General features: G+C 67.1%; 24 protein-coding genes and 1 tRNA gene. 8 read left to right on the forward strand and 17 right to left on the reverse strand.

All coding sequences use genetic code 11. From position 1 onward, the window contains the following. Positions 1–21: 21 nt before the first annotated feature. From VSO01S_RS01560 to VSO01S_RS01580, 5 genes are read right to left on the reverse strand one after another with little or no spacing between them, the layout of a single operon-like run. The gene (locus tag VSO01S_RS01560; RefSeq protein ID WP_084241615.1) at positions 22–867 is read right to left on the reverse strand and encodes an ABC transporter ATP-binding protein; all 846 of its coding nucleotides are present in this window, start codon (positions 865–867) and stop codon (positions 22–24) included. Next, complete coding sequence (locus VSO01S_RS01565; protein ID WP_153305091.1) at positions 864–1,706, reverse strand: ABC transporter ATP-binding protein; 843 nt, start codon at positions 1,704–1,706, stop codon at positions 864–866. The genes VSO01S_RS01560 and VSO01S_RS01565 overlap by 4 nt, the downstream gene beginning before the upstream one ends. Further along, positions 1,690–2,292 (reverse strand): OsmC family protein, encoded by a 603-nt coding sequence (locus VSO01S_RS01570; RefSeq protein ID WP_068640045.1) that lies wholly within the window; start codon positions 2,290–2,292, stop codon positions 1,690–1,692. Before VSO01S_RS01570 ends, VSO01S_RS01565 begins: the two co-directional genes overlap by 17 nt. 31 nt (positions 2,293–2,323) lie before the next feature. Then, positions 2,324–4,153, reverse strand: coding sequence for an ABC transporter permease (locus VSO01S_RS01575; RefSeq protein ID WP_068640046.1), 1,830 nt, complete (start codon positions 4,151–4,153; stop codon positions 2,324–2,326). 13 nt (positions 4,154–4,166) lie between these two features. Beyond that, complete coding sequence (locus VSO01S_RS01580) at positions 4,167–5,336, reverse strand: ABC transporter substrate-binding protein (protein ID WP_068640047.1); 1,170 nt, start codon at positions 5,334–5,336, stop codon at positions 4,167–4,169. A gap of 482 nt (positions 5,337–5,818) precedes the next feature. Here VSO01S_RS01580 and VSO01S_RS01585 point away from each other — a divergent pair, with 482 nt between their 5' ends. Next, a complete protein-coding gene (locus VSO01S_RS01585; protein WP_068640048.1) occupies positions 5,819–6,688 on the forward strand; it encodes a restriction endonuclease in 870 nt (289 codons plus the stop codon). A gap of 4 nt (positions 6,689–6,692) precedes the next feature. Here VSO01S_RS01585 and VSO01S_RS01590 read toward each other — a convergent pair. The 6 genes from VSO01S_RS01590 to VSO01S_RS01615 form a co-directional block, all read right to left on the reverse strand. After that, positions 6,693–6,780 (reverse strand) — tRNA-Ser (locus VSO01S_RS01590). 109 nt (positions 6,781–6,889) lie between these two features. Continuing rightward, positions 6,890–8,164 (reverse strand): radical SAM family heme chaperone HemW, encoded by a 1,275-nt coding sequence (gene hemW, locus VSO01S_RS01595; RefSeq protein WP_068640049.1) that lies wholly within the window; start codon positions 8,162–8,164, stop codon positions 6,890–6,892. A 52-nt stretch (positions 8,165–8,216) separates the two neighbouring features. Continuing rightward, positions 8,217–8,855, reverse strand: coding sequence for an RdgB/HAM1 family non-canonical purine NTP pyrophosphatase (rdgB, locus tag VSO01S_RS01600; RefSeq protein ID WP_068640050.1), 639 nt, complete (start codon positions 8,853–8,855; stop codon positions 8,217–8,219). Positions 8,856–8,863: 8 nt separating this feature from the next. Beyond that, positions 8,864–9,604, reverse strand: coding sequence for a ribonuclease PH (rph, locus tag VSO01S_RS01605; protein WP_068640051.1), 741 nt, complete (start codon positions 9,602–9,604; stop codon positions 8,864–8,866). Between the two features lie 31 nt (positions 9,605–9,635). Further along, positions 9,636–10,541 (reverse strand): PP2C family protein-serine/threonine phosphatase, encoded by a 906-nt coding sequence (locus tag VSO01S_RS01610; RefSeq protein WP_068640052.1) that lies wholly within the window; start codon positions 10,539–10,541, stop codon positions 9,636–9,638. Continuing rightward, positions 10,538–11,545 (reverse strand): serine/threonine protein kinase, encoded by a 1,008-nt coding sequence (locus VSO01S_RS01615; RefSeq protein WP_068640053.1) that lies wholly within the window; start codon positions 11,543–11,545, stop codon positions 10,538–10,540. The genes VSO01S_RS01610 and VSO01S_RS01615 overlap by 4 nt, the downstream gene beginning before the upstream one ends. Positions 11,546–11,635: 90 nt before the next feature. Here VSO01S_RS01615 and VSO01S_RS01620 point away from each other — a divergent pair, with 90 nt between their 5' ends. From VSO01S_RS01620 to VSO01S_RS01635, 4 genes are all read left to right on the forward strand, one after another. Beyond that, positions 11,636–12,553 (forward strand): YicC/YloC family endoribonuclease, encoded by a 918-nt coding sequence (locus tag VSO01S_RS01620; protein ID WP_068640054.1) that lies wholly within the window; start codon positions 11,636–11,638, stop codon positions 12,551–12,553. Between the two features lie 8 nt (positions 12,554–12,561). After that, positions 12,562–13,182 (forward strand): guanylate kinase, encoded by a 621-nt coding sequence (gene gmk, locus VSO01S_RS01625; protein ID WP_068640055.1) that lies wholly within the window; start codon positions 12,562–12,564, stop codon positions 13,180–13,182. Between the two features lie 25 nt (positions 13,183–13,207). Then, positions 13,208–13,411 carry a DNA-directed RNA polymerase subunit omega gene (rpoZ, locus tag VSO01S_RS01630; protein WP_068640056.1) on the forward strand — a complete coding sequence of 68 codons (204 nt, stop codon included), beginning with the start codon at positions 13,208–13,210 and terminating at the stop codon, positions 13,409–13,411. 185 nt (positions 13,412–13,596) lie between these two features. Then, positions 13,597–15,852 (forward strand): RelA/SpoT family protein, encoded by a 2,256-nt coding sequence (locus VSO01S_RS01635; RefSeq protein ID WP_068640057.1) that lies wholly within the window; start codon positions 13,597–13,599, stop codon positions 15,850–15,852. Positions 15,853–15,856: 4 nt separating this feature from the next. Here VSO01S_RS01635 and greB read toward each other — a convergent pair whose 3' ends face one another. Further along, positions 15,857–16,414, reverse strand: a complete 558-nt coding sequence (gene greB / locus VSO01S_RS01640) for a transcription elongation factor GreB (protein WP_068640058.1) — start codon at positions 16,412–16,414, stop codon at positions 15,857–15,859. Between the two features lie 216 nt (positions 16,415–16,630). Between greB and VSO01S_RS01645 the strand changes: the two genes are divergently transcribed. Next, the gene (locus tag VSO01S_RS01645) at positions 16,631–17,071 is read left to right on the forward strand and encodes a DUF305 domain-containing protein (protein ID WP_245684078.1); all 441 of its coding nucleotides are present in this window, start codon (positions 16,631–16,633) and stop codon (positions 17,069–17,071) included. A gap of 16 nt (positions 17,072–17,087) precedes the next feature. On the opposite strand, the gene VSO01S_RS01650 is transcribed toward VSO01S_RS01645, so the two are convergent. Next, complete coding sequence (locus VSO01S_RS01650; RefSeq protein ID WP_068640060.1) at positions 17,088–17,282, reverse strand: heavy-metal-associated domain-containing protein; 195 nt, start codon at positions 17,280–17,282, stop codon at positions 17,088–17,090. Between the two features lie 148 nt (positions 17,283–17,430). Here VSO01S_RS01650 and VSO01S_RS01655 point away from each other — a divergent pair, with 148 nt between their 5' ends. Together VSO01S_RS01655 and VSO01S_RS01660 are read left to right on the forward strand one after the other, a co-directional pair. Next, positions 17,431–17,955 carry a DUF4396 domain-containing protein gene (locus tag VSO01S_RS01655; protein WP_068640061.1) on the forward strand — a complete coding sequence of 175 codons (525 nt, stop codon included), beginning with the start codon at positions 17,431–17,433 and terminating at the stop codon, positions 17,953–17,955. Between the two features lie 751 nt (positions 17,956–18,706). Further along, positions 18,707–18,994, forward strand: coding sequence for a hypothetical protein (locus tag VSO01S_RS01660; RefSeq protein WP_245684079.1), 288 nt, complete (start codon positions 18,707–18,709; stop codon positions 18,992–18,994). Positions 18,995–19,383: 389 nt separating this feature from the next. Here the strand turns inward: VSO01S_RS01660 and VSO01S_RS01670 are convergent, their stop codons facing one another. Genes VSO01S_RS01670 through VSO01S_RS01685 form a run of 4 tightly spaced genes read right to left on the reverse strand, consistent with a single transcriptional unit; the run spans position 19,384 to position 20,970 of the window. Continuing rightward, complete coding sequence (locus tag VSO01S_RS01670) at positions 19,384–19,893, reverse strand: DUF2514 family protein (protein ID WP_068640063.1); 510 nt, start codon at positions 19,891–19,893, stop codon at positions 19,384–19,386. Beyond that, a complete protein-coding gene (locus tag VSO01S_RS01675; protein WP_068640064.1) occupies positions 19,893–20,390 on the reverse strand; it encodes a glycoside hydrolase family 24 protein in 498 nt (165 codons plus the stop codon). Before VSO01S_RS01675 ends, VSO01S_RS01670 begins: the two co-directional genes overlap by 1 nt. Before the next feature lie 2 nt (positions 20,391–20,392). Further along, positions 20,393–20,644, reverse strand: coding sequence for a hypothetical protein (locus VSO01S_RS01680; protein ID WP_068640065.1), 252 nt, complete (start codon positions 20,642–20,644; stop codon positions 20,393–20,395). Between the two features lie 2 nt (positions 20,645–20,646). Next, positions 20,647–20,970 (reverse strand): hypothetical protein, encoded by a 324-nt coding sequence (locus VSO01S_RS01685; RefSeq protein ID WP_068640066.1) that lies wholly within the window; start codon positions 20,968–20,970, stop codon positions 20,647–20,649. Between the last annotated feature and the right edge of the window lie 30 nt (positions 20,971–21,000).

The raw sequence follows: 21,000 nt of genomic DNA on the forward strand, positions 1-21,000 counted from the left end.
TCCTTGGGGTTTGCGAACAGTTCAGGAGGCGGTGCGCGCCGCGTCGCCGCCGCCCAGGTAGGCATCGCGGATGCGCGCATCGGCCAGCAGCTCGGACGCCTTGCCGCTGAGCACGATGCGGCCCGTCTGCAGCACATAGCCGTGGTGCGCGATCTGCAGCGCCAGGCTGGCGTTCTGCTCGACCATGAACACCGACACGCCCTGGCGGTTGATGCGGGCGATGAGCTCCAGCACCTTGTCCACGTACAGGGGCGACAGGCCCATGGTCGGCTCGTCCATGCACAGCAGGCGCGGACGGCCCATGAGCGCGCGCGCCATGGCCACCATCTGCTGCTCGCCGCCCGAGAGCGTGCCGGCCTGGAAGTCGATGCGCTCGGCCACGCGCGGGAACAGCTCCAGCATGCGCTCGAGGTCTTCCTGCACGGCCTGGCGGTCGCTGCGCGTGTAGGCGCCCATGAGCAGGTTCTCGCGCACCGTCATGGCCGGAAAGAGCCGCCGCGCCTCGGGCACCGAGCCGATGCCGCGCCGGATGACCTGCGGCGTGGCCAGCCCGAGGATCGATTCGCCGTTGAAGCGCAGCTCGCCCGAGCGCGGCTTGAGCAGGCCGAGCACCACCTTCATGGTGGTCGACTTGCCGCTGGCGTTGCCGCCCAGCAGGCTCACGATCTGGCCGCTGCGCACTTCCAGATCCAGGTCGAAATGCGCCTGCACCGGGCCGTAGAAGCTGTTGATCTTGCGCAGCTGCAGCAGCGGCTCGCTGCCCGGCGCCGTGGCCGCCGCCTTGTGGGGCGCAGGCTGCGCGTCGTCGCCGCTGTCGCCCCACAGCGGCACCGGCGCCAGGCCGGTGCGTGCCAGGGTCGCGATCATGCCGCCACCGCCGCTTTCTCGCCCACGTGGCGATGGCCGAGGTAGGCCTCGATCACCGCCGGGTCGTGGCGCACCGCGTCGGGCGCGCCCTCGGCGATCTTCGCGCCGTTGTCCAGCACCACCACGCGGTCCGACAGCTGCATCACCAGGTCCAGCTTGTGCTCGATCAGCAGGATGGTGTGGCCGCGCCGCTTGAGCTCGCGGATGATCTCCAGCATCTCGGCGGTCTCGCTCTCGTTCATGCCGGCGGTCGGTTCGTCCAGCAGCAGCAGGCGCGGCTGGAGGGCCAGCGCGCGGGCGATTTCCACGCGGCGCCGGTTGGCATACGAGAGGCTGTAGGCCGGGTGGTCGATGCGCGGCGCCAGGCGCGTGCCGAACAGGGCGATGATCTCCAGCGCCTCCTCGCGCAAGCGCCTTTCCTCGCGCGCCACGCGCGGCGGCTGCACCAGGGCCAGGGCCAGTTCGGCCAGCGCACCGGCGCCAGGGATGCCGCCCAGCCGTGGCCGCGCGGCCTGCAGCCGCGTGTGGGCGCCGACCAGCACGTTGTCGAGCACCGAAAGGTTGGCGAACACCCGCCCGTGCTGGAAGGTGCGGGCCAGGCCGCGCTGCGCCAGCGCCGGCGCGCTCCAGCCGGTGATGTCCTCGCCGTCGAAGCGCACGCGGCCTTCGTCGGGCGTGTCGAGCCCCGTCACCAGGTTGAACAGCGTGGTCTTGCCCGCGCCGTTGGGGCCGATCACGCTGAGCAGTTCGCCCTGCCCCAGCGAGAGGCTCACGCCGTCGACGGCGGTGAGGCCGCCGAAGCGGCGCGTGAGGCCGTCGATTTCAAGCAGCGAGGGCATCGGCCTGCCTTCCGGATGAAGAAGCATTGGCCGCTTCGGCCTGCTGCGTTTGCTGCTGCTGCGAGTTGACCAGCTTCACCTCGGCCTTGATGGCCTGCGGGTTGCGCAGCAGGTTGAGGATGGGGCAGCTGCGCTCCACCGCCTCGAACAGCGCGTCGATGTCGGCGCGGCTGGCGGGCGAATCGATGTGCACGGTGTAGCCGATCTCGTGCGGCCAGATGGGCGTACTCTCGTGCCCGGGGCGGCCGCCGCGCGGATCGATGATGCCGGTGACCTCCACCTCCAGGCTCTGCAGCGGCACCTGGCGCTGCGCGGCCTGGATCAGGAAGATGTGGGTCACGCAGGTGCCCAGCACGCCCAGCTGCAGCTCGGGCGAGCTCGGGCCCAGGTTGTAGCCGGCGAAATCGGGCGGGCTGTCGCTGATGACCTGGTGGTCGCGGATGCGCAGGCGCCGCACCCCGCTGCGCCCTTCGGCACGCACGTGGGCCTTGAGCTGCAGGGGCTGGGCAGTGCCGGCCTCGATGGCGGCGTTGCGGGCCAGCACGGCCTCGCGCTTCTCGGCAAGGTAGTCGTTCAGGTGGCTCATGGGGTGGTGTCCTGGTTGGAACAAAGAAGAATCAGACGGTGCCCAGCAGGCCCTGCGGGCGGAAGCGGATGAGCAGCAGCAGCGCCACGCCGTAGATCAGCATCCGGTACTCGGCCGTCACGCGGAACAGCTCGGGCAGGCTCACCAGCGCGACCGCGCCCAGCACCGCGCCGCTGATGTTTCCGAGCCCACCCAGGATCACCATGGTCAGCGCCAGGATCGAGATCTGCGAGGTGAAGGTCTCGTGGTTGATGTACGAATACAGGTGGGCGGTGAAGGCACCGCTGACGCCCGCGGCGAAGCCGCCGAAGCCGAAGGCCATGGCCTTGTAGCGGTCGGGGCTCACGCCGTAAGAACGCGCGGCCACGTCGTCCTCGCGCACCGCGCGGAAGGTGCGGCCCAGGTGCGAGCGCAGCAGCCGCCACTGCAGCAGCGCCAGCAGCACCAGGGCCCCGAGGGCCGCCCAGTAGAAGGCGTTGTTGGACGAGGCGTCGCGCCCGAACAGCGACAGCGGCGGAATGCCCGACACCCCGATCGGCCCGCGCGTGAGGCTCTCCCAGTTGAGGATGGTGAGCGCCACGATCTCGCCGATGCCCAGCGTGGCGATCGACACGTAATGGCCACGCAGCTTGAAGGACGGGAAGATCAGCGCCGTGCCGATCAGCGCCGTGAGCAACCCAGCCACGACGATGCTGGTGCCCACCGGCAGGTGCAGGTCCAGCACCAGCAGCGACGAGGCATAGGCGCCGATGGCCAGCAGCCCGGCATGGCCGAGCGACACCTGCCCGATGGTGCCGGCTACCAGCGTCAGGCCGAGCGCCAGCGCGGCATAGAGCCAGGCATTGGTGAGCGTCTGCAGCACATAGGGCGACGGGTCCAGCAGCGGCAGCACCACGGCAGCCGCGAACAGCGCGGCCAGCAGCCAGCGCGGCACATGCCAGGGCTTGCTGGGCGCGATGAAGGTGCCGGTGAGCGGCTCGGGCGGCAGCGCGCGCTTGCGCCCGAACAGGCCGTTGGGCTTGCACACCAAAATCACCAGCAGCAGGATGAAGGCGAAGAGGTTGCGGTAGGGCGTGCCGAACAGCGCCACGCCCCAGCTTTCGGTCAGCCCCAGCAGCATGCTGCCGACGATGGCGCCCGGCACATTGCCCACGCCGCCCACCACCGTGGCCACCACACCCTTGAGCGTGGCCTGGAAGCTCATGGCCGGACTGATGTTGTTGTAGTACATGCCCACCAGCAGCCCCGACAGGCCGCCCAGCGCCGAGGCGATGGCAAACACGCTGAGGTTGACGCGGTTGACGTCCACGCCCATCTGCTGCGCGGCATCGCGGTCCTGCGCGGTGGCGCGCACCGCCCACCCCAGCCTGGTGAAGCGCAAAAAGCCGAACAGCAGTGCGGCGCTGGCCAGGCCGATGCCCGCGATGAGCAAGTCCAGCGCGCCGATGGTGCCGCTGCCGATCTGCAGCCGCCAGTCCGGCAGCTGCGTGGGCAGCGCGCGCGGGTCGGGGCTGGCCAGCAGCTGCACCGCGATGTCGAGCACGAAGCTGATGCCGATGGTGGCCAGCAGCGGCGCGATGCGGGCCGAGCCCTGCAGCGGCCGCAGGCCCACCCGCTCGATCAGCATGCCCAGCGCCGCCGACCCCAGCACCACCAGCAGGATGGTCACCGGCAGCGGCGTGTGCAGGAAGTTGATGGCGGCCCAGCCGATGTAGGCCCCCACCGTGTAGACCGAGCCGTGCGCGAAGTTGATGAGGTGCGAGACGCCGAAGATCAGCGCCAGCCCGACCGCCAGCAAGGCATAGATGTTGCCGATGATCAGGCCGTTGACCGTGTAGTCGAAGAAAGAGGTGAAGCTCATCGCTCCGGATGCCTCAACGCCCCGCCGACGCGGTCTTCTGCGCGGCGGTATCGGCCAGCGCCCACTTGCCGTCCTTCACCACCAGGTCGATGCTCTTCACGCCGATCACGCGGCGCGTCTGCGCATCGAAGTTGGCCTTGCCGAACACCACGCTGGGCACGTCCTTGATCTTGTAGAAGGCATCGCGCACCGCCTTGCGGTCGCCATCGGGCCCGGCCTGGCGCAGCGCGGCGGCGGCGATCTGCGCGGCGTCGTACGCGTAGGCGTTGAAGGCGTCGGGGTCCTTGCCGTACTTGCCGCGAAAGCGCTGCACGAAGTCCTTCACCTCGGGGCGCGGCTCTTCGGGGAAGAACGCGGTGTTGGTGTAGATGCCCTCCACCGCCGCGGCCCCCAGTTCGATGAACTTGGGCGAGTAGACGGAGCCGCTGGCGGCAATGGGCTGCTTCAGGCCCACGCTGCGCACCTGGCCGGCGATGAGCGCACCGTCGGGGTAGTACGAGATGAGCACCACGCCGTCCGGATTGGCGTCGCGCACGCGCACCAGCGTCGAGCGGAAGTCTTTCTCGTCGGGCTGGTAGCCCTCGGCGATGACCACCTGCGCGCCGCGCTCCTGCGCCGCCTTCACGAACACGTCGCGGCTGGTGCGGCCCCAATCGGTGTTGAGGAACAGCACCGCCACGCGCTTGAAGCCCAGCGTCTTCACGGCCAGGTCGGCCAGCAGCGGCTGCGCGTCGGCCTGGCTCACCGAGGGGCTCCAGATGTAGTCGCCGCCCTTGGTGAAGTCGGGGTGCGAATTGGTGAAGCCCAGCTGCACCAGGCCCGCGCGCTGGTAGATGGGCGAGGCGGCCATCGAGGCCGGGCTGGAGAAGTCGCCCAGCTCGATCTTGATGCGCTTGTCGTTGACGAACTTCTGCGCCAGGCCCACCGACTGGCGCGGGTCGCTCTGGCTGTCCTCGAACACGTAGGCCAGCGGACGGCCATGGATGCCGCCCTTGGCGTTGATGTCTTCCAGGGCCAGGTCGAAGCCGGCCTTCCACTGCGCGCCGTATTGCGCGTTCTGGCCGGTGAGCGGCCCGCTCACGCCGAACCAGACCGGCTCGCCGGTGGCAGGCGCGGCCCAGGCCATGGCGGGCGCCAGCAGCGCGATGGCGGCCAGGCGGAGGAACTCTTGACGATGCAACATGGGACGGCGCTCCAGGGACAACAGATGGAAGCCTGTGATTCTTGGTGGCGGCGCGCGGCAGAGGAACGAAGAAAAATCCACTCGCATAGATGCCGCGCGCATAACCGGCCCGCTTGCGGGGCGCGCAAAAAAAAGCGGGCACAAGGCCCGCCGAACGCCGTTCACCACGACGAGGAGACAACCTCGCAACCCCCAGTCCTGCCTTTGTTGCTGCGTTGTCGCCCACCAGAAGTCCGTTCCGGTCACGATGCGTGCACTGTAGGCACAAACATCGCGGCCTCCAACGAAGCAGTTGCGATAAGCGAATGAGGAAAGCGTCTTTGGCGCGGCGGGGCCGGCGCGTGAAGCAATTCACGCTCTGCGCCTTCGGGTTCCCGGCTCCTCCCCAATATTGAGGAGGCCGCAGCTTCGGTTTCGCGCGCCGACTCAGTACAAACGGGCGGGTCTGCAGGCAGCACCAGCAAGCAAGCAAGGGGCCCGAAATGGCAAGAAGAAGAAAATCAAGCCCGCTCGAAGACTTCCTCGAACTCGTCGCCATGATGCCGTGGTGGGCCGGCGTCATGCTGGCCTTGGCGGCCTATGTGCTGCTGCACCAGTGGGCGCAGCCGGTGCAGATCCCGGGCCTCGTCAAGCCCGGCGACGTGGCCTCTTCCGCGGTTCGCTCGGCCGGCGCCACGCTGGCGGGCTTCGCCCAATACATCGTTCCCGTGCTCTGCCTTGTCGGCGCAGCCATGTCGGCCTGGCGGCGCAAGGCGCGGCAATCGCTCGTGCGCGACGTGGCGCAGGCCGGCAGCGCCGATGCGCTGGACGGCATGTCCTGGCGCGAGTTCGAGTTGCTGGTGGGCGAAGCCTTCAGGCTGCAGGGCTTTCGGGTGGCGGAGAACGGCGGCGGCGGGCCGGACGGCGGCGTCGACCTGGTGCTGACCAAGGGCAGCGAGAAATTCCTGGTGCAGTGCAAGCAATGGCGGGCCTACAAGGTCGGCGTGGAAGTCGTGCGCGAGCTCTACGGCGTGATGGCGGCGCGCGGCGCCACGGGCGGCTTCGTCGTGACCTCGGGGCGCTTCAGCGGCGACGCGCTGGCGTTCGCCCGCGGACGCAACCTGAACCTGATCGACGGCGAACGGCTCTTCGGCTTCATCCAGCAGGCCCGGGCCTCGCTCGCGATCGCGCCCGGCACGCCGGACGAATCGATCCCCGACCGCCCAGGCTGGACATCGGCGCCGGGCCCCACCTGCCCTTCGTGCGGGGCCGACATGGTGAAGCGGACGGCGAAGAAGGGGCTCAATGCCGGGCAGGTCTTCTGGGGCTGTTCGACCTATCCGGCGTGCCGGAACGTGCGGCCGATTTCCTAGGGCTTGGCGGAAGCGGTGGGATTCGAACCCACGAACGGTTTCCCGTTGCCGGTTTTCAAGACCGGTGCCTTCAACCACTCGGCCACACTTCCTGCTTTGAAGGACCCGCCGCTGATGCGCATCTTTCCTTTCTGGCGATGCGGTGCGCCGGGTGCGCAGCAACCTTGTTGGCTGCGCTCGTCGATTCTATCCTGCGCGACCTCAGTCGCCCGGCAGGAACATCTCCTGCAGGTCACTCAGGAAGTCGAAGCCCTTCTCCGTGGGCCACGCATGCCACAGGTCGCGCGCCAGAAGGCCCTTGTGCTCGGCTTCTTCCAGCGCGCGCTGGATCGAGGTGATCGCCAAGCCGGTGCGCTCGCCGAACTGCGCGAAGGAAAAGCCGTCCTTGAGCCGCAGCGCATTCAGCATGTATTCGAACGGCAGGTCTGCCAGCGCCACGTCCTCGCTCTGCGCCACCGCCTGGCCGGCCAGGGCGTTGTCCATGTACAGGCGCGGATCGCGAAAGCGCACCTGCCGCACGATGCGGTGTGCAAAGCTCAGCTTGCCGTGCGCGCCAGCGCCCAGGCCCAGGTAGTCGCCGAACTGCCAGTAGTTGAGGTTGTGCCGGCAGCGGTGCCCCTCGCGCGCATAGGCCGAGACCTCGTAGCGCGCCAGGCCCGCCGCGCCGGTGGCCGCGGTGATCGCGTCGAGCATGGCGTAGGCATCGTCCTCGGGCGGCAGGTTCTTGGGCGGGTGCTTGGCGAAATAGGTGTTGGGCTCCAGGGTCAGGTGGTACACCGACAGGTGCGGCGGCTGCAGCGCCAGGGCCTGGTCCAGGTCGGCCTGCAGTTGCGCGGCGCTCTGGCCGGGCAACGCGTACATCAGGTCGATGTTGAAGGTCTCGAACGCGTCGGCCGCCTCCTCCACCGCCGCAATGGCCTGGGCCCGGTCATGCACCCGGCCCAGCGCCTTGAGATGTTCGTCGTTGAAGCTCTGCACGCCCACCGACAGGCGCGTGGCGCCGGCGCCGCGGAAAGCCCGAAAGCGCTCGCGCTCGAAGGTGCCGGGGTTGGCCTCCAGCGTGATCTCGCAGTCGGGCGCAAACTTCAGCCGGGCGCGCATCTGGCCAATCAGCCGGTCGATGCCCTCGGGCGAAAACAGGCTGGGCGTGCCGCCGCCGATGAAGACGCTGTGCACCGTGCGCCCCCACACCAGCGGCAGTGCCGCGTCCAGGTCGGCCAGCACGGCGTCGATATAGCGCTGCTCGGGAAAGGCCTCGCCCTCCCCTTGCCGCGCCTTCCACTCGTGCGAGTTGAAATCGCAATACGGGCACTTGCGCAGGCACCAGGGCAGGTGCACGTACACCGACAGCGGCGGCAGCGCCGGCAGTTGCAGGGGGCCGGGCCGCATGTGGTGCAGCACGTCGTTGGCGCGCGCCGCACCCGCCTCGTCAGGAGGCGGTGCAGGGGTTGCTTGCGGAACGATCGGAATACTCATGACGGGAAACCAAGGGCGAGCGATGCGGCTTCGCCCACTACAGGCTCAGGGCTCAGGGCGCGGAAGACGGCGCGTCATCCGCCTGCCACAGCGACTGCCAGCGCTCGCGCATCAGCACCAGCATGGCACGCGCGGCCTGGCCGCGGTGGCTGTTGGCGTTCTTGACCTCGGGCGGCAGCTGGGCAAAGGTCTTGCCGAACTGGGGCAGGAACATCACCGGGTCGAAGCCGAAGCCGTTGTCGCCCACCGGTTCGCGGGTGATCTCGCCAGGGGCCCGGCCAGAGGCGATGAGCGGCTCCGGGTCGTCATGGCTGCGCAGCGCCACCAGGGTGCTGACCAAAGCGGCACGGCGGTTGGCGATGCCCTGCATCTGCTCGAGCAAGGCACGCACGTTGTTGGCATCGCCCTTGGGGTAGCCGAACTGCGTGGCGTAGAAGGCCGTATCCACACCCGGCAGCCCGCCGAAGGCATCGACGCACAGGCCGGCATCGTCGGCAATGGCCGGCAGCCCGGTGGCGGCGCTGGCGTGGCGCGCCTTGGCCAGCGCGTTTTCGACGAAGGTGCGGTGCGGCTCCTCGGCCTCGCCCACGCCCAGTTCGGACTGGCGCACGAGCGCGATGCCCAGCGGTGCGAACAGCTGCTGCAGCTCGGCCAGCTTGCCGGCGTTGTTGGAGGCGAGGACGAGCTTCATCGTCACCACTACGCGGCCAGCGGCTGCGCCAGCGCCTGCTGCTGCAGCGCCACCAGCTCGCCGATGCCCTTCTCGGCCAGCGCCAGCAGCTGGTTCATCTCGGCGCGCGAAAAAGCCTCGCCCTCGGCCGTGCCTTGCACTTCGATGAAGTGGCCCGCGCCGGTCATGACGACGTTCATGTCGGTGTCGCAGGCGGAGTCTTCGACGTATTCCAGGTCCAGCAGCGGCGTGCCCTGCACGATGCCCACCGACACCGCCGCCACGTGGCCGCGGATGGGCGAGGCGGCGATGGCGCCTTGCGCCAGCAGCTTGTTCACCGCGTCCTGCGCGGCCACGAAGGCACCGGTGATGGCCGCGGTGCGCGTGCCGCCGTCGGCCTGCAGCACGTCGCAGTCGAGGTGGATGGTGCGCTCGCCCAGCGCGGCCAGGTCGAACACCGCGCGCATGGAGCGGCCGATGAGGCGCTGGATCTCCTGCGTGCGGCCGCTTTGCTTGCCGCGCGCGGCCTCGCGGTCGCTGCGGGTGTGGGTGGAGCGCGGCAGCATGCCGTACTCGGCCGTGACCCAGCCCTCGCCGCTGCCGCGCTTGTGCGGCGGCACGCGCTCTTCGACGCTGGCGGTGCACAGCACGCGGGTCTGGCCGAACTCGATCAGCACCGAACCCTCGGCGTGGATGGTGAAGCCGCGCGTGATGCGGACGGGGCGAAGCTGGTCGGCGGCGCGGTTGCCGCTGCGGATGAAATCGGTCATTGGATGAAAGGAATTGGGAACGGGACGGAACTCAGGTCTTGCCGCGTGCGGCCGAGCGCCGGATGGCCTCGTTGATCTCGGCGATGGAACGCTCGATGGCGTCTTCGTCCAGGTCGGCCGTCTCGCTTTCGGAGGGCATGCCGGCCTGGATGGTGGAGGCGAACACGCCTTCGCTGATGCTGTCGGTGGACACGCCGCGCTCCGCACCGGGGGCGTCGGGCGTTTCCCATTCGAGCGCGATCATGGTGACGTTGTCGCCGTGGGCGCCGCCGCGGCGCAGGGCCATCTCGACCAGCTCGGGCGCCGCATCGGCCACCGGGCGGGTGGCCAGGATGCGCACGATCTGCATTTCGTCCATGACGCCCCACAGGCCGTCGGAGCACAGCATGATGCGGTCGCCCTGCTGCAGCGGCAGCGGCTCTGAAATGTCGAACATGGGCGTGGTGGGCGAGCCCAGGCAGGTCAGCAGCAGGTTGCGGTTGAAGCTCTCGGGGCCCGGGTTGGGGCGCGGGCGCTCGGCATGCGAATGGTCGAGCGTGCGGGTGAGCAGCTCGCCGTCGCGCACCACATAAAGACGCGAGTCGCCGCAATGCACCCAGGTGGCGCTGTTGCCCTGCAGCACGGCCGCCACCACGGTGGTGCGGGGCGTGTCGAGCATGCCCTTGTTGCCGGCGTAGCGCATGATCTGCTGGTGCGCCGACAGCACGGCCGCGCTCAGGAAGGACTTCACGTCCTTGAGCATGGGCCGCGCCTCGCGCTGGTACAGCGCCGCGATGGTCTGCAGCGCCATCTGCGCCGCCACCTCGCCCTCGGGATGGCCGCCCATGCCGTCGGCCAGCACGAACAGGCCCGACTCCCGCGTGTAGCAATAGCCCATGCGGTCTTCGTTCTTGAGACGTCCGCCCTTGCGGCTGACCTGGAAGACGGAAAATTTCATGCGGGTCGGGTGGTGGGTGCGGCGGCCTTGGGCAGCGATTTCTTCTCGGACGAACGGATGTTGTCGATGGACAGGCGCACCTTCTCGCCCACGGTGAGCTTGGTGTAGCGGCGCTCGCCCTCGCGGCTGAGCTCCTTTTGCAGCGCGAACACCGACTGCGGGCGCGACAGCGGGTCGAGCGACATGCACCACTCCACCACCTCGATCAGGTTGTCGGAATACACGCCCCGCAGGCGCGACAGCGACAGCGACAGCCGGTCTTTCTCGATGCGCTGCGGCGCGTCGCTGGGCGGGTAGCCCTGCATGCAGGCGTAGATGCAGGCGCCGATGGCGTAGATGTCGGTCCACGGGCCCATCGACGAGTCGCGCCGGTACATCTCGGGCGCGGCGAAGCCGGGGGTGTACATGGGGCGGATGAAGTTGCCCTCTTTGCTGAGCACTTCGCGCGCGGCGCCGAAGTCGATCATCACCGCGCGGTCGTCGTCGGTGACGAAGATGTTGGCCGGCTTGATGTCCAGGTGCAGCATCTTGTGCTGGTGCACGATGCGCAGGCCGCGCAGGATCTCGTCGAAGAGCGAGCGGATGGTGGACTCGCGGAACACCTTCTGCTTCTTCAGGTCGCGCGCCGTGACGATGAAGTCCTGCAGGGTCGCGCCCTCCAGGTAGTTCATCACCATGTAGACCGTCTCGTTCTCGCGGAAGAAGTTGAGCACGCTCACCACCGAGGCGTGCGAGATCTGCGCGAGCGAGCGCCCTTCCTCGAAAAAGCTCTTGAGGCCCAGCCGGTACAGCGACAGCTTTTCCGGCGGCACCACGGGCAGCAATTCGCCCACGCCGCGCGTGGCCAGCGAAGAAGGCAGATATTCCTTGATGGCCACCTGCTGGCCGCTGCTGTCGACGGCCAGGTAGACGACTCCAAAGCCTCCTGCCGACAGCCGGCGCACGACGCGGTAACCGCCAATGACCGTGTCCGGCAACAGGGGCGAAGGTTTGACCTTTGACATAATCCGGGAGTTTCGCCCGAAGGCGATGGTGCGGCAAGCGAGCGACATGCCGGCGCCAACGTGCGAGGACAACCATCACAGCGAGGCGCAATGCCAGTTTACAGTATGACCGGCTACGCAAGTGGCCAGGCCGGCACCTCCGCCGGCAGCGCCGAGGGCGATGCACGTCCCTCGGCAGCAGGCCGGCTCGGCCTCGAGATCCGATCGGTCAACAGCCGCTTCCTCGACCTCACTTTCAAGCTGCCCGAAGAGCTTCGCCAGCATGAAGCGGCGTTGCGCGAACTGTTGGGAGAACGCCTCAAACGCGGCAAGGTGGAAGTGCGCGGTGCCATCGAAAGTACTGCACCGGGCGGCGTGGTCGAGCCCTCGGCCCGTTTTCTTCAACGGCTCAATGGCGTGCAAGACAGCATCCGCGCGTGGCTGCCCTCGGCACGCGAGCTGAGCGTGGCCGACGTGCTGCGCCTGGCCGGCGGCGAAAGCGCGGCCCATGGCGACTGGGGCCCCACGCTCACCGAACTGGCCGCCAGCGTCATCGACGACCTGGTCGCGGCGCGCGAGCGCGAAGGCGCCCGCCTGGCCGCGATGCTCACCGACCGCGTGGCCCAGCTTCGCAAGCTGGCCGAGCAGGCCACGCCGCTCGTACCCCAACTGGTGGAGCAGCAGCGCCAGCGCTTTCTCGAGCGCTGGCAGGAGGCCATGGGCTTGGCGGCCGGCAGCACCCTGCCCGAAGCGGCGCAGGACCGGGCCCTGTCCGAAGCCACCGCCTTCGCCATCCGCATCGACGTGGCCGAGGAACTCACCCGGCTGGCCTCGCACCTGGACGAGATCGAGCGGCTGCTCAAGAAGGGCGGCGACATCGGCAAGCGTCTCGATTTCCTGATCCAGGAGCTGCACCGGGAGGCCAACACCCTGGGCTCGAAGTCGGCCACGCTGGAGCTGTCGCGCATCGGCGTGGACATGAAGGTGCTGATCGAGCAGATGCGCGAGCAGGTACAGAACATCGAGTAAAACCGGTCATGGACTATCCCGGAAACATCTTTGTGGTGGCGGCCCCCAGCGGCGCCGGCAAATCGAGCCTGGTGAAGGCGCTGATGGAGCTGGACTCCGCCGTCCAGCCCTCCGTCTCGCACACCACGCGTGCCCCGCGCGGCCAGGAAAAGCACGGCCGCGAATACTTCTTCGCCTCGCATGCCGAGTTCGACGCCATGGTCGAGGCCGACGCCTTTGTCGAATGGGCCCATGTGCACGGCCAGCGCTACGGCACCTCCAAGAAGGCCATCGAGGAACGGGTGGCGCAGGGCGCCGACGTGGTGCTCGAGATCGACTTCCAGGGGGCGCTGCAGATCCGCAAGGCCTTTGCCAACGCGGTGCTGATCTTCATCCTGCCGCCCAGCTGGGAAGAGCTGCGCTCCCGCCTGGAACGCCGGGGCGAGGACAGCGACGAAGTGATCGAACTGCGCCTGAAAAACGCCGCCCAGGAGATGGCCCAGGCCAGCGAATTCGATTTCGTTATAATCAACGAGATATTTGAACGCGCGCTTTTCGACCTCAAAGCGATCGTCCACGCGCAACGGCTCCGGTATACCGCCCAGCGGCGCCTTCGTGCCGATACCTTCGCCGCGCTGAACATTCCCTGACAGACCACCACCCGAAAGCTCAACGATGGCCCGCATCACTGTCGAAGATTGCCTGCAACAGATCCCCAACCGCTTTCAGCTCGTGCTGGTGGCCACCTACCGCGCCCGCATGCTGAGCCAGGGCCACGCCCCCAAGATCGAAAGCAAGAACAAGCCGGGCGTCACCGCCCTGCGCGAAGTGGCCGAAGGTAAGGTCGGTCTCGAAATGCTCAAGAAGGTGCCGGGCTGATAGCGGCCAGTCACTTTCAATAAAAGAAAGGCACCCTCTGTGGTGCTTTTTTTACGCCCTGACACGGATGGCGGGCAGCCACGCTAAAGTCGGGGTATGAGCGTAGCGACGGCCCGCCCCATGGAAGCTTGCGTCCCCCAGGGAAGCAGCAGGGGAACGCCCGTGCCGCGCAAAGGGGGCTTGGCATGACCGCGCTGGCCAAGACCAAGCCGAGCCACCCGCCCGGCGCCCACCGCCCGACGCCCGCTTCGCTGAATGCCGCGGCCGCCAGCTTCGCCGCCCTGACGGCCAAGCTCGACTACCTGGACGCGGACGACACCGAGCAAGTGCGCCGCGCCTACCGCTTTGCCGACGAGGCCCACCTGGGCCAGCTGCGCAACAGCGGCGAGCCCTACATCACCCACCCGATCGCCGTCGCCGCCCAGTGCGCCGAATGGAAGCTGGACGCCCAGGCCCTGATGGCCGCCCTGCTGCACGACGCCATCGAGGACTGCGGGGTGACCAAGGCCGAGCTCATCGAGCGCTTCGGCGCCCCGGTGGCCGAACTGGTGGATGGCCTCACCAAGCTGGACAAGCTCCAGTTCAACACGCGCGAGGAAAACCAGGCCGAGTCCTTCCGCAAGATGCTGCTGGCCATGGCGCGCGACGTGCGCGTCATCCTCATCAAGCTGGCCGACCGCACCCACAACATGCGCACGCTGGACGATGCGCCGCGCGAGAAGTGGGGCCGCATCTCCAGGGAAACACTGGACATCTACGCGCCCATCGCGCACCGGCTGGGCCTGAACCAGACCTACCGCGAGCTGCAGGAAGAATCCTTCAAGCACCTGCTGCCCTGGCGCTATTCGGTGCTGTCCAAGGCGGTGACCAAGGCCCGCAGCCGGCGCCGCGACCTCATTCAGAAGGTGCAGCGGGAGCTGGAAGGCGCCTTCGCCGCCGCCGGCATCAGCGTGCGCATCGCCGGGCGCGAGAAGACGCTGTATTCCATCTACCGCAAGATGCAGGACAAGCACCTGAGCTTTGCGCAGGTGACCGACATCTACGGCTTCCGGCTGATCCTGCCCACGGTCATCAGCTGTTACACGGGCCTGGGCATCCTGCACCAGATGTACAAGCCGCTGCCGGGCAAGTTCAAGGATCACATCGCCATTGCCAAGGTCAACGGCTACCAGTCGCTGCACACCACGCTGGTGGGGCCTTCGGGCGTGAATGTCGAGTTCCAGCTGCGCACCGAGGCCATGCACGTGGTGGCCGAATCGGGCGTGGCGGCGCACTGGCTCTACAAGGCCTCCGACCCGACGCCGGCCAGCAACGAGCGGCTGGGCACCAAGTGGCTGCAGTCGCTGCTCGACATCCAGGACGAAACGCGCGACGCCGCCGAATTCTGGGACCACGTCAAGGTCGACCTGTTCCCCGACGCGGTCTACGTGTTCACGCCCAAGAGCCAGATCCTGGCGCTGCCGCGCGGCGCCACCGTCATCGACTTTGCCTACGCCATCCACAGCAATGTGGGCGACCACACCTCGGCCGCCCGCATCAACGGCGACCAGGTGCCGCTGCGCACCGAGCTGAAGAACGGCGACGTGGTGGAGGTCATCACGGCCCCCACCTCCAACCCCAACCCGGCCTGGCTGGGTTTTGTGCGCACGGGCCGGGCGCGCTCGAAGATCCGCCACTACCTCAAGACGCTGGCACAGGCCGAATCCGAACAGTTGGGCGAGCGCCTGCTGGCCCAGGCGCTGCGCGCCGAAGGCCTGGGCAGCCTGCCGGCCGACGACGAAGAGCACCAGGCGATGTGGGAAAAGCTGCTGCGCTTTACCGGCAACCGCACCCGCTCCGAACTGCTCACCGACATCGGCCTGGGCAAGCGCATTGCCACCATCGTCGCCAAGCGGCTGATGACGCTGCTGGCCGAGCGCGGCGAAAAGCCCGACGCGCTCATGCTCAGCCGCGAGCGCTTCACCGCGCACGAAACCGTGTCGCAGGGGGCCGTCACGCTCGACGGCAGCGAGAACTCGTCGGTGCGCTTCGCCCTGTGCTGCCGGCCTATTCCCGGCGACGAGATCGTCGGCTACCTGGGCCACGGCGAGGGCCTGGTGGTGCATACCGAGGAATGCGGCGTGGGCCAGCGCCTGCGCTTTCGCGACAGCGAGCGTTTCTTCGCGGTGGAATGGGCCGACGAGCCGGTTCGCACCTTCGAGACCGGCATCGTCATCACCGTGCGCAACGACAAGGGCGTGCTGGCGCGGGTGGCGGCCTCGCTGTCGGCGGCCGAGGCCGACATCACCCATGTGGAAATGTCGGAAGAAGTGCCGCAGGACTCGACCGACCTGCGCTTCGTGATCGCGGTGCGCGACCGCACGCACCTCGACGCGGTGCTGCGCGCCGTGCGGCGCACGCCTTCCGTGCTGAGCGCCGTGCGGACCGTGCCGGCGCCCTGATGCGCTAGCCCGGCTGCGGGTAGCGCACCTCCAGCACCTCGACCTCGTGCACGCCGCCCGGCGTGACCAGCTTCACCACATCGCCCTCGCGCGATTTCAGGAGCGCCCGCGCAATGGGCGAGATCCAGCTGACCTGGTGCTGGCTGCTCTCGGCCTCGTCGATGCCCAGGATGGTGACGGTGCGCTCTTCGCCCGTTTCATCGGCATAGGTGACGGTGGCGCCGAAAAAGACCTGGTCGCTGCCGTGGTGGACCGAGGGGTCGGAGACCTCCGCGATCTCCAGGCGCTTGGTGAGAAAGCGGATGCGCCGATCGATCTCGCGCAGGCGCTTCTTGCCGTAGAGGTAGTCGCCGTTCTCGGAACGGTCGCCGTTCTTGGCGGCCCAGTGCACGGCCTCCACCACCTTCGGCCGCTCGTCGTCCATCAACTGGATCAGCTCGGCGCGCAGGCGCGCGAAGCCGCCGGGCGTCATGTAGTTGCGGGTGCCCGCGGGAATGACGGGCAGCGCGCCGTCTTCCTCGTCGTCGGCAGCGTCGCTTTCCCTGGTGAATGCCTTGCTCATGGCTCGATCGGTTTCATCGTCTTCAATCAAGCCAAATGATAGGCCGGCCGAGCCGATGCGCACGGTGCCGGGCGTGCACCGCAGCAGCCGTCATGGTATTGGCCGCACCAGCGCCCGTGCGCGGCCGGATCGGTCCAACATGGGTCGCTCCACTCCCAGCAAAGGATCGAGCGCATGGACAACCACACACACACCGCCGCACGGCACAACTACCTGATGTTCGCCATCAACATGGCCCTGAGCCTCGTCGCCATGTACCTGGTCATGTTCTCCATGATCGACGGCTGGAAGGACTTTCGCAACAACATCAACACGCTGTACATGGCGCTGGCGATGGTGGCCCCCATGGGGGTGATCATGCTGGCGACGATGGGCGGCATGTACCCCCGCAAAGGCGTGAACGCCGCGCTCTACATCGTGCTTGTGGCGTTGTTCGCCTTGGCGTTTGCCGCTACTCGCCAGCAGACGAGCGTCGGCGACAGGCAGTTCATTGCGTCGATGATTCCCCATCATTCCGGGGCGATCCTGATGTGCCGGGAGTCGGAACTGAAAGACGCAGAACTGCGCAGGCTTTGCGAGCAGATCGCCACGTCGCAGCGCCGCGAAATCGAACAGATGAACTCGATCCAGGCCCGCCTGAACGGCAAGGCTGCTTGAGCGGCGCCGGCTTCGGTCAGGCCGATGGTGGATAGCCGGCCTCGGCCAGGGCGTCGACGAAGTCCTGGCGGCTTTCCAGCGACGCGATCTTCAGCGTGCGAGCGCCGACGTCGATGTCGACCTGCGAGCACGGATCGACCTGCCTGCAGGCCATGGCGACCTTGCTGGCGCAGTGGCCGCAGCTCATGTCGGGAAGCGTGAATTCGAGCATGGGTTTCCTTCAGTGGTGGTTGGCAAGCCGCCGACTCTGGTGGCTTCCACCATGGGAAAGTCAAGGCCGGCCAAAAGACAAACAAGGCGCTTGACCCTCTCATGATGTCAAGGTTGAAACTTGCGCCACACCTCAACAAGGAGACTTCATGAACAGCCATTCGCATCACGCCGCATCCCATGACCGCCACCACGATCACCACGGACATCGGCATGCAGCCTCGTCGCCTTCACCCAGCCTCAATGTCACTGCGTTCTGGGCCACGCTGCACTGCCTGTCGGGCTGTGCGGTGGGAGAAGTACTGGGCATGGTGCTGGGAACGGCCCTGGGCCTGTCGAACGGCGAGACCATTGCGCTGGCGGTCGCCCTCGCCTTCGTGTTCGGCTATGCATTCACGATGACGCCGCTGCTGCGGGCCGGCATGCCGCTGCGCCAGGCCGTCAAGGTGGCACTCGCGGCCGACACTGTGTCCATCGCCATCATGGAGGTCGTGGACAACCTGGTGATGGTGGCGGTGCCTGGCGCCATGGACGCCTCGCTGGCGCAGCCGCTGTTCTGGGGCGCCCTGGCCTTCGCGCTGGTCGTCGCGGGAGCCGCCGCTTATCCGGTCAATCGTTGGCTGATTGCCCGTGGCGCGGGGCATGCCGTGGTGCATGCGCATCACCGGCACTGAGTGCCTGCTTGCTGGATCGACCTGGAGTTCGAGCCAGCCGCGCAAAAGAAAAAGGGTTAGAACGCTTTCACGTTCTAACCCTCGAAGAAGTTGGTGCGGCTGGCAGGATTCGAACCCACGACCCCTTGGTTCGTAGCCTGCTAGCCGCGAATAATCCGATTTAAAATCAACGACTTAGGGCGTCCACCCCATCATCGTTGTGCATGGAATTGCCTAGGGGCGAAAAGACGAGTTGCGCAAAAGTCGCGCAGCAATAAGACAGCCCTAGTTATTGCTTTGGCGGCGGCGGGACCATCCCATTCTGATCGGGTACGACGGCAGGCGCATGCCGGCGCGGCGCATTTGGGTCATCTTTTGGAGCCAGGACAGTCACGCCTCCGTCGGGATTTCGGTGCGCATATACCTCGCCCTTGGTATCCCGAAAATCACGACCGCCTTGTCCAACACCAGCAGGTGGCAATGGGGCCGACGGCTGAGGTGGGCTGCCAACTATGTACTTCCACCAGAACGGCGCAGTGCCGCTGACGATAAGAGCAGCAATGATTCCACCAAGCCACTTGAACATCTGAGACATGGTCTCCTCCGTTCCTTGCCGATTGGAGGGGCGCATCATTGATCGGCGTGTCGCCTGAATCAATATGCTGAAGGCCGTACACAAGTTGGGGCCCTCGTGTCCGATGCTCAAGACCCTCCGCCCAGCAAATACTGTACATTAACACAGTATTTTGTGGGTCTAGCAATGCGAGTCAGGATGCGCCGCCGCTATCGGGATGGGGTCGCGCTCAGCAAGGATGATTTCCACGCCCAGCCGTGGGCCAAGGGAATGCTCCAACTGGAGACTGTCGAGGGCCGGACACGCCTCGGGCTCTGGGAATCGTGCCCTGGCTATGCCACGCCACCGCTCGGCCTTCTCTGGCGCCCTGAAATCGCGGCCTGCTACAGCGACACCATCAGCTTCGCCGGCTTTGAGAAGGTCGGCGACCGCTGGTGCTACCAGGTCTGGTACTGCGAGACGAGATCAGCCGCCGCTGTCGATTGACTCGCCGGGGAAACTACTCCCCCACATCAGGACAAATGTCCCTTGTTCCTCGAACTCGCTCGCGTTGATCATCGTGAGACAGTCACTGGAACAACGTGCCCATGAATCTTCCGGATCCCAACGCCCTCAGGGCCGACGCCGCATTGCTGGGTGGACACGTATCAGGCGTGTACTTCCTCTATGACGGAGTAGAGCTTGTCTACATCGGGCAGGGTTGGAACTGCTTCCTCCGTGTCGCAGAACACACCCGCAAGGACTCTGACAAGCGCTTCACCCATTGGACATTCCTACCAGTCGAGTCGGAGACGGAGCGCAGGGCGCTTGAGCGTCAACTCACAAGGCTGCACTCACCGCGCCACAACAAGATTTGAGCCCACGCTCCTGGCTCCCTATGGGGCCGGAGCCGATGTCAGCGCGTCGTAGGTGCGCTCGCAGGTCTGGGCTGCGATGGCGAGTTGGTCAGCATATTTGCCGACTCGCTCCGCTCGCGCGTCAGCCCGCTCAAGCAGCTCGGCAAGCAGTCGGGCGGTATCTCCACGAGGCTTGCCCTGCCCTGCGCCGGCAGATCCGGTATCCGATCCTGATCTTTCGAGGGCGGCGAGGATGGCGTTGCGCAGCCGCTGGCCAGCAGCGCGAGAAGTATCAAGGTCGCGGCCCAGCGCGACGATCTGGCTTTGTGCACGGCGTGCCTCCTGATCTACTGCCGCTTGGCGCGCGGCGTTGCGTTGTTCACGGGCCCGGTCCGCCAGGGTGCGTTGCTCGGCCTGGCTGAGCTTGTAGGCGTCGAAGTCCTCCCGAACCGCTGCCCTGCCCGCCCGGTAGGCAGAGAAGTGCGTGAAGGCCAGGAACGCGGCCACTACCAGAGCCAGCCAGACGCGGGGATTGAGCAAGATGGCCATCAGACCAGCACCCCGCCCGCCCGCTGGAACGCAGCGATCAGATCGTCCTGCTTTCGCTGCGGCTGCCCGGCGAAGTTGCCCGGCAGGCTGGCCCATTCGCGGGAGCACTTCGACACCGCGTCCCGGATGCGGCCGGCGTGCACGTCCTGGAGCGCGCCGCAGTTGGCCACCAGGTACAGCGCCGCGCGGTCTTGGTTCTCCGGGCCGAAGTCGGGCAACCGCAGACGGTCACGGACACCGCGCCAGGTCGGCTTGATCAGTTGATATGCGCCAGCCGCGGTGCTGACGCAACCCGAGCCCAACCCCGCCTTGCGGCACATTTCATCGGGCAGACGCTCGCCCTTCCATTCCCCACTGAGGGCGGGATGCTCGGCCAGGCTCTTGATGGTGTGCTTGTAGCCGTAGCAGACGCGGTAGGCGTCCGGCTCTCGGTCCGTGCCCTCGGCCCAGCGAATCAGCGCCAGGAACGCTTGTTGGTTGCGCAGGATGTCGCCCATGACTACCCCCTGTACCGAATAACCTTGGCCACTGTTCCGAGGCCGTAGACGACGAGCCCGACCATAAGCAAGGTCCGGGCGTTCGATGTGAGGCAGGACGCTTTGACGGCGCACCACACCTCCCCGGTGCCACCGATGGCCACCAGCGCCAGCGCAATGCGCTGCGCGAGGTTGTCCTTGAAGTCAGTGCTGAGCGCGCCGCAGATGGCCAGCAGCACGAGCAAGACCACCGCCGCGGTGTAGATGGCGTCCATAGCTACGCCCTCCACTTCCTCGTCACCCAGGCCCAGGCATCGGCGGCCACCTGCTTGGCGTCGATCATCTGGATGACCTCGTACCCCTTGGACACGATGGCCATGCCGAAGAGGCCAATGAGGAAGCCCACCAAGCCCTCGGCGGTTTCCATCGAGAGCCACCCTGCGACGTAGGTGGTGCCGTAGTAGGACAGCGCGGCGCCGCCCACGGCCATGGTGAACTTTTCGGGCCAGGTGCCCTGCAGGAAGCGCATCGAGACGAGCGCACCCGCAACACCGCTGGCGAGCTTGGCGATGCTGAAGTCCGGAAGTTGATCAGGCGGCATCGAGAACCTTTCAGGCAAAAGAAAAGCCCG

This window comes from Variovorax soli NBRC 106424 (assembly GCF_001591385.1).
In the GTDB taxonomy this organism is placed as follows: domain Bacteria; phylum Pseudomonadota; class Gammaproteobacteria; order Burkholderiales; family Burkholderiaceae_C; genus Variovorax; species Variovorax soli.